This window comes from Paenibacillus barengoltzii NBRC 101215, from assembly GCF_004000745.1.
Taxonomy (GTDB): domain Bacteria; phylum Bacillota; class Bacilli; order Paenibacillales; family Paenibacillaceae; genus Fontibacillus; species Fontibacillus barengoltzii.
The window spans coordinates 1-12191 of the sequence record NZ_BILV01000112.1; the positions used below are offsets into that span (position 1 = coordinate 1).

The 12191-nt window shown below is 56.1% G+C and carries 12 protein-coding genes; 6 read left to right on the plus strand and 6 right to left on the minus strand.

The features are described 5' to 3' along the window. The first annotated feature begins 19 nt into the window (after positions 1 to 19). The gene (locus tag PBA01S_RS21590; RefSeq protein WP_127576704.1) at positions 20 to 991 is read left to right on the plus strand and encodes a LacI family DNA-binding transcriptional regulator; all 972 of its coding nucleotides are present in this window, start codon (positions 20 to 22) and stop codon (positions 989 to 991) included. A gap of 95 nt (positions 992 to 1086) precedes the next feature. Here the strand turns inward: PBA01S_RS21590 and PBA01S_RS21595 are convergent, their stop codons facing one another. The 3 genes from PBA01S_RS21595 to PBA01S_RS21605 are packed head-to-tail and all read right to left on the minus strand — an operon-like array spanning position 1087 to position 4355. Beyond that, a complete protein-coding gene (locus tag PBA01S_RS21595) occupies positions 1087 to 2184 on the minus strand; it encodes an ABC transporter permease (protein ID WP_084770728.1) in 1098 nt (365 codons plus the stop codon). Next, complete coding sequence (locus PBA01S_RS21600; protein ID WP_127576705.1) at positions 2181 to 3194, minus strand: ABC transporter ATP-binding protein; 1014 nt, start codon at positions 3192 to 3194, stop codon at positions 2181 to 2183. Before PBA01S_RS21600 ends, PBA01S_RS21595 begins: the two co-directional genes overlap by 4 nt. 3 nt (positions 3195 to 3197) lie before the next feature. Further along, complete coding sequence (locus tag PBA01S_RS21605; protein ID WP_127576706.1) at positions 3198 to 4355, minus strand: COG1470 family protein; 1158 nt, start codon at positions 4353 to 4355, stop codon at positions 3198 to 3200. A 162-nt stretch (positions 4356 to 4517) separates the two neighbouring features. Between PBA01S_RS21605 and PBA01S_RS21610 the strand changes: the two genes are divergently transcribed. The 3 genes from PBA01S_RS21610 to PBA01S_RS21620 all read left to right on the plus strand — a co-directional run bounded on the left by PBA01S_RS21610 (position 4518) and on the right by PBA01S_RS21620 (position 7026). Next, positions 4518 to 5126: an RNA polymerase sigma factor gene (locus tag PBA01S_RS21610; protein WP_028538565.1), complete on the plus strand. Its 609-nt coding sequence runs from the start codon at positions 4518 to 4520 to the stop codon at positions 5124 to 5126. After that, entirely contained in the window at positions 5104 to 6108 is a 1005-nt protein-coding gene (locus tag PBA01S_RS21615) for an anti-sigma factor (RefSeq protein WP_127576707.1), read from the plus strand. The genes PBA01S_RS21610 and PBA01S_RS21615 overlap by 23 nt, the downstream gene beginning before the upstream one ends. A 135-nt stretch (positions 6109 to 6243) precedes the next feature. After that, complete coding sequence (locus PBA01S_RS21620) at positions 6244 to 7026, plus strand: MBL fold metallo-hydrolase (protein WP_127576708.1); 783 nt, start codon at positions 6244 to 6246, stop codon at positions 7024 to 7026. A gap of 149 nt (positions 7027 to 7175) precedes the next feature. Here the strand turns inward: PBA01S_RS21620 and PBA01S_RS21625 are convergent, their stop codons facing one another. From PBA01S_RS21625 to lplA, 3 genes are read right to left on the minus strand one after another with little or no spacing between them, the layout of a single operon-like run. Continuing rightward, positions 7176 to 7979, minus strand: a complete 804-nt coding sequence (locus PBA01S_RS21625) for a Cof-type HAD-IIB family hydrolase (protein WP_127576709.1) — start codon at positions 7977 to 7979, stop codon at positions 7176 to 7178. Between the two features lie 27 nt (positions 7980 to 8006). After that, positions 8007 to 8978: a DMT family transporter gene (locus PBA01S_RS21630; protein ID WP_084628857.1), complete on the minus strand. Its 972-nt coding sequence runs from the start codon at positions 8976 to 8978 to the stop codon at positions 8007 to 8009. Continuing rightward, positions 8968 to 9972 carry a lipoate--protein ligase gene (gene lplA, locus PBA01S_RS21635; protein WP_009226044.1) on the minus strand — a complete coding sequence of 335 codons (1005 nt, stop codon included), beginning with the start codon at positions 9970 to 9972 and terminating at the stop codon, positions 8968 to 8970. The genes PBA01S_RS21630 and lplA overlap by 11 nt, the downstream gene beginning before the upstream one ends. 225 nt (positions 9973 to 10197) lie before the next feature. On the opposite strand from lplA, the gene PBA01S_RS21640 reads away from it, so the two are divergent. Continuing rightward, complete coding sequence (locus tag PBA01S_RS21640; RefSeq protein ID WP_028538562.1) at positions 10198 to 11286, plus strand: pyridoxal phosphate-dependent aminotransferase; 1089 nt, start codon at positions 10198 to 10200, stop codon at positions 11284 to 11286. A gap of 90 nt (positions 11287 to 11376) precedes the next feature. Then, positions 11377 to 12114, plus strand: a complete 738-nt coding sequence (locus PBA01S_RS21645; protein WP_307719284.1) for an adenosylcobinamide amidohydrolase — start codon at positions 11377 to 11379, stop codon at positions 12112 to 12114. Positions 12115 to 12191: the final 77 nt, after the last annotated feature.

Consider the following 12191-nt stretch of genomic DNA (forward strand, 5'->3'; position numbering starts at 1 on the left):
AATTAAGGGGAGTAATGTTGTGGTAAGCATTAAGGACATAGCCAAAAAAGCCGGAGTCTCCATCTCCACGGTATCCTATGCTCTAAATGGAAGCTCGAAAATTACCGACGAGACGACCGCAAGAATTTTGGCGATCGCTGAAGAACTGAATTATGTGCCCAATGCTGCCGCACGTTCCTTGAAAACCCGTGAATCGAAAATCATCGGCGTGTATTTGACCGACTTCAGCGGCGCTTTCTACGGCGACTTGTTGCAAGGCGTCAAAGAAGTGCTGAATCAAAAAGGGTACGACATGGTCGTATGCAGCGGCAAGCAGTCCCATCGATTGCTGCCTGAACGGATGGTCGACGGGGCGATTATTTTGGATGCCACGTTCTCCAGTCAGGAGCTGCTCAAATACGCTGACATTGGGCATAAAATCGTGGTGCTCGACCGCGAGCTCAACCACCCGAACATTAATCAAGTTTTGCTGGATAACAAGGCGGGAGCGACCTTGGCGGTCGAGCACTTGATCGAGTTGGGGCACCGCAAGCTTTATGTCGTTACAGGGCCCAAAGGTTCCTACGACTCGAAGCAGCGGCTAAAAGCAGTAAAGCAGACGGTTGCTCGTTTCGACGGGGTGGAGCTGACCGAAATTGAAGGGAACTTCAACAAGGACGCCGGCGAACGGGCGGCTGAGCAGATCCTTCAGGACATGACCTCACCAGTGGGCGTATTTTGCCTGAACGATGAAATGGCGATTGGCCTATACAACGCGGTGAAGAAGTCGAAATATGTGATCGGAAAAGACATCCATATTATTGGCTTCGATAACATTGAGTTAGCCGAATATACGGTGCCGCGTCTGGCGACGATTGACTATTCTAAGCGGAAGTGGGGAGCGCTGGCATCCGAGCAGCTGCTGAAGATCCTGGCCGGGGAACCGGTCGAGCATGAGCGGGTGTACGTGACGCTGGTGAAGGGCGATTCTGTGGGTCCAGCGACATTGTAAGGAGAAGACTTGTGAGAAGAAGGCACGTCGAAATAAGCATAGAAATTAGCATAAAAGAAGCCGCTGATCCAACGAATCAGCGGCTTCTTCATATTTTAGGCTCTCGACCGTACTTCCTGCCGCATGAACAGGACGTAGGACAGGCCGAAGCAGATCATGGTGGCGGCCAGCAGACCGGTCAGCTGAGGCCAGATCAACAGCAGACTCTGGCCCAGCGACAGCGGGCTGGCGATCGCCCCGACGAGCTGATCCATTGTCAGCGGCCCCAAGGCGCGAACGCCAGGGGAGAGCATCGTCGAGATCGTCTCCGAGAACAGCTCTGTCGGGGACAGGCGATTCAGCGTCAGCACGAGGTTCATCTGCCGCAGCTGCGCATCCGGTGCCGCCATTTGCGACACGGCCGTCGCGCTGTCGATCATATTGATGATCATGCCGTAGAAGATCGTAAAGAACAGCCAGATGGCGATGGACGACAGTGCTGAGGTGGCTGCCTGCCGGAAGCGGATGGAGAACAGGATCGACAAGCAAAGCCAGAAGCCGATGTAGACCACCGCAATCAGCAGGAAGATCAGGATGCGGGCGAATTCCTCTGGAGTTGGCGGATATCCGATTGTAAACAACCCGAGTCCCATCACCAGCAGCCCCAGCGAGAAGACCACGACCGCAATGATCACTAAAGCGGAAACGAACTTGGCCTTGATGAAGTCATCGCGGTAGATCGGCTGCGACAGCAGGCGTCCCAATGTACCTTTGTTCCGTTCGGAATTGACGGCGTCGAACCCTAACGTGATTCCGATCAGCGGTCCCAACCAGGATAAGAAAGTAGAAAAAGAGGGAACCGCCAGTGCAGAACTGGTTAAGGTATACATCTTTAGGAACAGGAACGTATCGCCGGCCCCGCCGCTAGCGGAACTGCCGCCCGAACGAATCGCCGAGACAGCGGAATAGATCGAGCCGATGCAGGCCAGTACGATGATGCCCATCAGGATTCCAAAGCGCCAGCTGCTCAAGTGGTCGCCGATCTCCTTCTGAACCATCACCCAAAAAGAGGAAGACGAGCGCTCCCGCGGCGGATTCCCTTCTCCGCCGGGACGGAGCTCTGTCCACAGCTTGCGTGCCCGTTCCCGCCACTCATCCAGGCGCAGTTGCTCTTTGAAAGAACGGCTGGCTGCAGTTTTGTTTGGCTGCATCATGACTCACCCCTTTTTTCAAAATAGCGATGGTAAATATCGTCAAGTCCGTATTCCTTACGACGGATGTACACCAGCTCTGCGTCCTTCTGAATTACGGCCTCAGCAATTTGGGCGGTCAGGTCCCGTTCGCATACGACCGTTGCAGTTACGCCGCGTTCGAGCTCGTCGTCTCCTTGCTGCGGGTAACGGATGTCACGGACACCCTCAATACCAGAGATGTTGCGAGCTAACTCCTCCGTCCAGCCTTTGGCGCCAACCTCTACATAGACGTTACCGTCCGCATCCAACTGCTTGGACAAGGTGCGGATGTCACCGCAGGCAATTAACTTGCCTTGGACGAAAAGGCCAACCCGGTCGCAAATTTGCTGCACTTGATGCAGATGGTGCGAGGACAGCAGCACCGTCAGCTTCTCGTCGCGGCTGAGCGAAGAGATGAGGGCGAGCAGCTCCCGCACCCCTTCCGGGTCAATCCCCAGCGTCGGTTCGTCGAGGATGATGACCTCCGGATTTTTGATGAGAACGTCCGCCAGACCTAACCGTTGCCGCATCCCGCGGGAGAACGCGCCGACTTTCTTGCCGGCGTTGTCCGCAAGCCCGGTTTTCTCCAACAGGGCTTTGGCGCGCTGCAAGGCTTCTTGCTCCGATACGCCGTTCAGCCTTGCGGTATACACGAGATTATCCAGCGCTGTCCGATCCTCGTAGAACCCGACATCATCAGGCAGATAGCCAACCTTCCGCTTCACCTTCAGCGCCTGGCGCGTCGGGTCAAAGCCGCAAATCCGCGCCTGTCCCGAGGTGGGCTCGGTCAGCCCCAGCATCATCAGGATGGTTGTTGTTTTTCCCGCGCCATTGGGGCCAAGCAAACCAAAGATTTCCCCGCGGGCGATGCTTAAGTTCAGATGATCAACGGCGGTGGCTTCTCCGTATTTCTTCGTCAGCTGCACGAGTTCAATGACCGGACGTTCGCCAGTAGCCGATGGGGTAGGTGTCTTGCCGGTTTCCGTAACCATGGATTATCTTCTCCCATATTTCCGGAACAGGTAATAGATGCCTCCGCAAACGGCCAGTATGATGAGAACCCCCACCCATCCCCATAATACGGACGATTTTACGGTAACCCGCAGATCAGCGTTCGCGCTTTTGTTCGCGGAGGAGGCAGTCAGACTGACGATGTAGTCCCCTGGGAGCGATTTTTTGCTGGATTTAATGGTGGCTTGAACCTGCTTGCTTTCACCCGGCGCGATCGATGTGATCGAGGAAGGCTCGAAGGACACCTCCCAATCCGTCGGAGCGGCCGAGGAGAAGGAGAGATCTTGCAGCTCAGCGGAGCCGGTATTTTGGACCACGAAGGTCAGTTTGCGTTCGGAACCTGCGCCCACGTCTGTGCTCAGCCGGTCATCCACCGTGGAAAACTTCATGTCGTACGTTCCCGTTACGACCGCTTCGATTTTGGCGTTGGCTGTGGTATCGCCGCTCGTTGCCGAAATCGGGATTTCATAGGTGCCGGCTTTGATTTGCTCCGGCGGCTTCACTTCAATCGTAATCGACTTCTCGGTGTTGGGTTCCACTTCAACCGAAGTGACGCTGTTGCCGTCCGCTTTGAAGCGAACATCCCAGCCTTGATCGGCTTGCGCGCTGAAGGCGTAGGTCTGCTTCTGCGTTGTTCGGTTGCGCAGTACTGCACTGTACGTAAACGTGGAGTCCGAATGGCCCTCCATGTTCGCTTGATCCAAGGTCAGTTCGGTTTTGAAGGTCCCTTGCTCGGAGACGTTCACGACCAGCGGCAGCGTTGCATCATCTGCTTTCAGATTAAACACGTACCGGCCTTTGTTAATTTGCAGCGGAACCTCAAGATCCAGGGTGAAGGATTGCGTTTCACCGGCTTTTACAGCCAACTTGGAAATCTCGCGTCCGCCGGCGGTGAGCTCATATTTCCAATCCTTGCTTTGCGTCTCCAGCGATAGATTGGCCGAAGCCGTACTGCCGCCATGGTTGATAAGGTCAATCGAATACGACACAGATTCGCCCGGTGCAGCGGACCATTCCAAATATGGCGTAAAGAGCTCCAACGAGCCCGCCGCCGAGGCTTTGCCGACCCCGGTTAAGGCACCGCTTAGGGTCGTGACCAGAATGAGCAGCATCAAGGCTGCTTTTCGATAGGTTTGAAGCATCTTTTGTACCCCCTAAGAAAAATAATGATGTTCATCAAGGGTACGCACGAAACCTCGTTTTGGATTTATGGATTTTTAGAAATTTTTTTGGGGTTTTCAAGCGAATTCATTTTTGATAAAACGGGAGGTAAGAAGAGGAGAAATTTTGCGGGAGGGACAAGTATGGACCTGCAAAATGAAGAGATGACCAGGCAGCTTCGAGAGATGTGCAACGGTTCGGTCCGTGCATTTGATGCGTTCTATGCCTGTTATTCTCCTTTTGTCATGCAGGTAGCCTGCCGTCTGGTAGGGGAGAGGATGGAGGCCGAGGATATTTGCCATGAGGTGTTTTTGGAGGTGCTGCGGCGGGGGCAAGATTATGATCCGTCGCGCGGGTCCATCAAAGCCTGGCTGGCGGTGATGACGCGCAGCCGCAGTCTCGACCGATTGCGGCGCAAGGCGCGGCTGAAGTATCCGGGCGATGAGGCGCTGCGCCGGGATGCGGTGGACGAAGACAGCTCCGGCGAGAATCAAGTCTTGTCCCGGTTGGAACGGGAAGCGCTCCGCACAGCGATCTATACGCTGCCGGAGACGCAGAAGAAGGCGATTATGGGCTCTTACTTCGCCTTGCAAACTCAACGCGAAATGGCCGAAGCTTGGAGCGTTCCGATCGGCACGGTAAAGTCTTGGGTACGATACGGACTGAACAATTTGCGCAAGCAGCTGGAGAAGCAGGGTTGGGGAGAACCGCTGGAAGGAGGGAACGAGCATGAACGGGCAAAACAGCGATAAGGTAGGCAACATCGGCGGCCCAGGCAATGAGAAGGTCTGCATTCGGATGTACACCGAGCAAGAGTGGATTGATTGGTTGCTAGGAACGCTGGAGGAACCACGGCACGCTGAAATGGCGATGCACCTGAACCAATGTAAGACTTGCCTGAAGCAGAAAACGTATTGGGAAAGCGTCCTAGGCCTTGACGGCAAGGACGGTTCAATGCCAGAGCAACGGAAGCAACCTGAGCATTCGGCGACTTCGGTGATGGCAGATCAACTGAAGCTGCAGGACATGTCGAAGCTAGTGGGCGGATCGGCCTCAGGCAACCGGTTGTTACCTCCATATCCGGCGGCAGATCCGGAACAATCGCAATCACAACGGGTTCAGCCATTCGTTCCTCCTTCCGCGCCGCGTTTGGACCGATGGGCAGACATCACCCCTTCGGAACGAATCCGGCGCCGTCTGCGGAACCGGGTCAGATGGATTGGCTGGCGTCGCAGAGCGTTAAAGCTGCTTACGGTTCGTTGGAAGTGGACGGTGTCGCTGGCAGCCGCGCTGATCGTCCTGGTCGGCATGGGGGGGGTCATCGATCACTTAAACCAGCCGGCCGCTAGCTGGGATCGCTATGTGCAAACCTATGAGCCCGACGCGCTGCCGGTCCTGTCCAAGCCGGATACCATCTCTTATCCCATCGCCATGGGCCGCATGGAGCCGGAGAACGGTATGGTGTGGTACAATGCAGGTACGCGAGAGATGCTGATGCTGGTCGGCGGGCTCGTTCCGGATAAAGGACAGATGGTTCGCGTCTGGATCGTGAAAGAAGGAGCGCGCGACAGCCTAGGGTTGCTGCAATATCACAACAACCGGGCGCATCTGTACGTCAAGGATAAGACGCTGGGTTACGGCGACAGCCTGGAGCTGACGATCGAACCGGCCTCCGGGGCGCCGGAGATGAACGGATTTTCTAATTCAATCTCGTTAGATTTGTTGGGGCGGTAACGCCAAGAATGCGAGATTTGGGAGGTTATATTTCCTAAATCTCGCTTTTTTTATATGAGAGTTGCGGTTTAGGGCAAGCCACGATACGCCGAACGAACGAGATCAGCGGCTTGAGCAGAAAGGAGATACTTCAATATGGATCGGCTTGAATTTATCGGGACAGGAGATGCGATGGGCGTTCCTAGAGTGTATTGTGATTGCGAGGTGTGCGGAGAATCCCGCCGCTCCGGCGTGAACCGGAGGTATCGCTCTTTAGTGGCACTGGATGGGGATGAAGGTAACTTTCTAATCGATTGCGGACCGGATTGGCGGTCCGGCATGGAGCGGCGGGGACAGCGTTTTACGGAGCAGATTCTGGTCACGCACGCCCATTTCGACCATATTGGCGGACTGCCTGAATGGGCCGATGCCTGCCGTTGGCTGGGGAGACGAGGACAGTTGTATGCGCCGCAGGAGGTGCTGGACACAATTCTTCGCCAATTCCCTTGGCTGGGCGGCCATTTGGATCTGCATGCGGTTGACGCTGAGGGCACTCACCTAGCAGGGTGGCAAATTTCCACATGGAAGGTGTTCCACGGCAAAAACGGCTTTTCCTATGCCTATCGATTAGCGAAAAATGGCTTCACCTGGGCCTACTGCTCCGATTCCATCGCCTTGCCAGCGGATCAGAAGCAGCCGTTGTTCGGCCTTGATCTGCTGGTGCTGGGCACAAGCTTCTATCACGAAACCGCAGAATTTTCGACCCGGTCGGTGTATGATGTGAAGGAGGCGCTGGAGTTGCTGAGCGAGGTGCGGCCGGCACGGACGGTGTTCACGCATCTGTCGCATGACATCGATCTGCGGCGCGAATATGGATTGCCAGAGGGCGTGGAGTTTGCCACAACCGGAATGAGGGTGTCGTTGCAGAAGGGAAAGTAGAAGCGACACTCGCATGATGATATACGCGAAAAATCGAGTAGATTTTGAGTTTTAGGCGTTGATCAGCAAATTGTACTCGAAATTTCAGCTATATTCAGCGACAAGCGATAATCGATAAGTGATAAAAAAAACTAACTGGACGCATCCAGTTAGTTTTTTGCATTCAGTACAAACTTGTCGATCACATGTTTCACGCCGTCTTCATTGTTGCTTAACGTGACATAGTCGGCGATTTCCTTCAGCGCAGGAATCGCATTACCCATCGCCACGCCTAGGCCGGCGGCTTCGAGCATCTCATGGTCGTTCCAGGAGTCGCCGATGGCGATCGTTTCGGACAAGTCGCAGCCGAAATGGGCGGCCAGGAAGCGTAGGGCATGGCCTTTCGTGCCTTCCTTATGCATGATTTCCAGGAAGTTCGGCTTCGATTTGGTGATATGAACGCCGTCCCCCAGCAGCTCGCGCAGTTCCGGTGCGATTTGATCCAGGTAATCCGGTTCATCGATGATCAGCATTTTGGGCGTCGGCTGGGCGACCAGCTTGGCAAAATCCGGCTCTACATAATATTTAGTCCGGTTCAGATTGGTGTAGTCGATCAGCTTCTGGTTCTCCTCGCGGGCGTACAGCTTATCATCGATGTACGTTTGCAGGTGCAGGTTGCGCTCGATGCAGTATTCGAACAGCTTGCGTGCTGCTTCCATGGGGACGTAACGCTCGTAGAGCACCTTTTCGTCCATCAGGTTTTTGACGAGCGCGCCTTGGTACGTAATAATCGGCACGTTCAGTCCCGTCTGACGGGCGATCGCTTGAGCAGAAGCGTAGGCACGGCCCGTTGCCAGCGTGACTACAACACCCTTGACCACCGCTTGCTCCAACGCCTGCTGGGTTGCAGGCGTGACCTCTTTGTCATCATTAATTAACGTATCATCTATATCGATGGCAATCAGTTTATACATGGTTTCTCTCCTTTAGGGAAGATCTCTCTAGCCAACCGTTTCGGGGGATTCCGATTCAACTCCCCCCGATTTCAATTCCGCGAGCAACATGCCGCCCAGAATACATAAACAACCAAGCCCGGTGGCCCAGCCGAACTGTTCACCGCCAAAAAGCACCCCGGTCGCCGCAGCAAACACCGGTTCCATGGCGAAGATGACCGCGACCCGAGAAGGACTGGTGAATTTCTGGCATACAGTCTGGATCCAAAACGCAAATGCGCTGGTAGGCCCAATGGAAACGAGCAATGCCAGCCAGACTTCCGGCTGCATCAGCTGCCCGGCTGTTTCGCTCCAGGAAGCGCTGCGCTCGAACAAGAGCGAACCCGCTGCGCTGAGAACGCCCACTACCGCCATCTGCAACGAAGCTAAGGGCAATGCCGGATAATGGGGAGCAAAGACGCCGGTATAAGCAACGTGCAGACCAAAGCCTACTGCGCACAAAAACACGAGCCCATCTCCCAGGTTCAACACGAAGCCGGAACTGCCGGCAAACGCCAGCAGATAAAGCCCCGCGGCAGCGAGAAAGGCGCTGATCCAGGTGAATCGCGAGATTTGATGTTTTAACATCCAATAGGACAAAAAAGGCACGATCACAACGGACAATCCGGTGATAAAACCGGCGTTGGAGGTTGAAGTATACAGCAAGCCAACCGTTTGAAACGTATAGCCTAAAAACAGGAATAACCCTAGCAGCGCAGCATGCCCCATCATGCGCCAGGACAATTGCTTCCATTCTTGCCGGTAGAACACGCTAATGATCAAAGCGAGCAGCAGCGCTGCCCCGATAAAACGGATGCCGTTAAAAGCCAGGGGCGGGAGCACCCGGACCGCATGCTGAACGATCAGAAAGGTGCAGCCCCACATGAACGCCACGAACAACAGCGCCAAATCCGCCAGGCGCGTGCGGTTCGCGGCAGGCTTTTTCATAAAAGTAGAAGCCGGATGCTCGTCAATCTTCAAGGAAAATCAGCCCGATGAATTCGTCCAGCTCAATGTTGCCGAAATAGTGCTTCACGTCAACGCCGGCGAGCGCATCCCGTACAGCCGAATCCTCATATTTTACGCCTCTCAGCTTGTCCTCGATATCGGCGACGTCGCCGACACCAAAGAAATCGCCGTAAATCTTAATGTTCTGAATATGTCCGTCCTTGATGTTCATGCGCAGATCGATAATGCCGACGGGGAATTTTTTCGCGTGCTTCACATTGCTCTCCGGCGACAAACCATAGTTCCAATCCCAGTTCTTGTAGCGTTGCTCGGAAATTTCATGGATTTTTGCCCAATCCGCTTCCGTCAGCTTATATTGAGGCACTTCGTGCGGTTCCATGCCAAAAATATGCCGCAGCAGCTCAGCGCGGAACTCCTCGATCGTCATTTTGCGATCCAGGAAGTCGATGATGTTGGCCACCCGGCTGCGCACGGATTTGGTGCTCTTCGATTTGAATTTTTCCGGATTGGCGTTCAGCGCGGCCTGTACGTTGTCGAGGTTCAGATTAAACATCAGCGTACCGTGGCTAAACATGCGGCCCCGCGTAGCAAATTGGGCGTTGCCCGAAATCTTCTTCTCCCCAACCTGAAGATCGTTGCGTCCGGTCATCTCCGCATTCACGCCAAGGGATTTGAGCGCAGCGACCACCGGCTCGGTAAACTTGCGGAAGTTATGGAACGACTCGCCGTCATCCTTGGTGATGAAGCTGAAATTCAGGTTCCCCAGGTCGTGGTACACCGCACCGCCGCCGGAAAGCCGACGGACGACTTGTACGCCGTTCTCCTTAACGTATTCCTGATTGATCTCCTCGATGGTGTTCTGATGCTTGCCGATAATGATGGAAGGTGCGTTGATATAAAACAGCAAATAGCTGTCGTCCTCCAGCGGCAAATGTCTTAAGGCATATTCTTCGATGGCCAAATTGACGGACGCATCGGTAATGCCTTCGTTATCGATAAACAGCATGGTTCTCCATCCTCCTATTTTGCGGCCGGCCGCCTGATTCTCAGGCCCCGGGATGTAGTCATACACGCATACGATTTTATTGTAAACCAATTGGTGTCGAAACCAAAGGGGGAGCAGCGTTTTTTGCCGGAAAAGAACGCAAAGTTCTTCCTTGTTGACGGAAAAAGACGGGACACCGATAATGGGGACACCTGAACTTTTTGGAAAGAAAAGAGGAATCGCTCGATGGAGTTAGAGATTTTTGGCCACGGCGGCGATCTGGTGACGGCTTCGGCCCGGTACGGCGTGGCGGCAGGGGAATGGACGGATTTTAGCGCGAACATCAATCCGCTGGGGCCACCTCCTGGACTGCTGGATGCGCTGCGCGAGGCGTTGCCCGGCATCGTGCGGTATCCGGATCCCGGGCACCGCGGGCTGGTCAAGCAGTTGGCTGAGCACCTTCAAGTCGAGGAGGAAATGCTGGTCATTGGCAACGGGGCGGCGGAAAATATGGCACTGGCGCTGCTGGGACTTACTCCGGAGAAGGTTGGGGTGGTGGAGCCTTGCTTTTCCGAATACCGTACGCTTTCGGAGCAGTTTGGTGCCCAGGTGCAGTTGGTATTTGGAACGGAAGCGCGGGCGTTTAAGACCGCGCCGGAGGTGGTGGAGGACCTGATTCGAGAGACGGATTTGGCGTTTATCGGTCAGCCCAACAATCCCAATGGAGTGCAATACAGCTTGGACGAACTGCGGCGGTTTGCGGCGGCCGGAGAGCGGTACGGCACGTATGTGGTTGTCGACGAAGCGTTTATCGACTTTATTCCGGAACCGAAACGCCGCACGTTGCTGCCGGAGCTTCGGGATTATCCGCATCTCATCTTGATCCGGTCGATGACGAAGTTTTATGCGATTCCGGGCCTCAGGCTCGGTTACGCGATCACGCATCCGGAGACGGCCCAGCGCATGCGGGACAAGCAGGTGACCTGGAGCGTCAACTCGTTGGCACTGCTGGCGGGGGAGTATTGCTTGAGGGCGGATGCTTCGTATGAGCAGGCGACAATCGAGTTGGTGAAGCGACAGCGTGACCTTCTGATGGGTGAGCTGACGCGTCTCGGGTGTCAAACCTGGCCGGGCGAAGCGAACTTCCTGCTCGTACGGCTGCCGGAGCCGTGGACGGCCGAAACGATGCAAACGGCGCTTGGGCGGCGCGGGGTGCTGGTGCGCAGCTGCGCGATGTATCCGGGGCTGACGGAGCGGGATATCCGGCTGGCGGTGAAGGATGAGCCGGCCTGCAGCAAGCTGCTGCGGGAGCTGGAAGCAATCATGCGCGGCTAAAGGACGGGTAAGCGTTCGATGTTGTGCTATTGAACTTAGGTGTATTAAAAGTTGTTGTTGGTAGACTTTCATGTTGGGAGGAAGGGAAGGATGACGATGGGAATGCCTTTTATGGCGGCCCGTCCGGGCGAAGTGTATGAATCCAAGGTATGGCCCGGCTTAAAGCTGGAATATGGGGAGCGGCATTTGCTGCTGGAGGCGCCGGAGGAGATGGACGGACTGAGCAGCGCAGTCTATGGCGGTGGATCTGGCCGGCTGCGCCGGATGGTCAACATCTACGTAGACCGCCAATACCGCTGCGACGATCCGGCGCGGGACATTGCGGAGTTGCTGGAGCAATGGGGATACCCGGCCGAGGGGACAGCGGGGCTGCTGACGGCGGTCCCGATGCGCTACGCCGCGGTGGCGGAGGAATGTGGCGAGGATTTCGCCGTCTTCTGCTGCGCGACGGCGGGGGCGTCGAACGCCGCGCGGGCGGGCGTTCGGCGGACGACGTTCCCGGCCTCATGGACGCCGGGAACGATTAATGTGCTGCTGGCCGTGGATGGGCGGCTGACGCCGGCGGCGATGGTCAACGCCGTAATGACGGCGACGGAGGCCAAGACGGCCGCGCTGGGCGATCTCGGCGTGCAGGACGCCGAGAACGGGCTTGCGGCCACCGGCACCACGACCGACGCGGTCGCGCTTGGCGTGAGTCAGCGGGCCGACTGGCCGCTTCTGCACGCTTACGCGGGCACCGCGACGGACCTGGGCGGCACGGTGGGCCGCCTGGTGTACGCCGCCGTAGGCGCGTCGCTGCGCGCTGCGGCAGCGGGGGCGCGCGGGTGATGGCGGCGTGGTGGGTGGTGCCGGTCGCGTATGCGCTCGACCGGCTGCTCGGCGATCCGCGCTGGCTTCCCCACCCG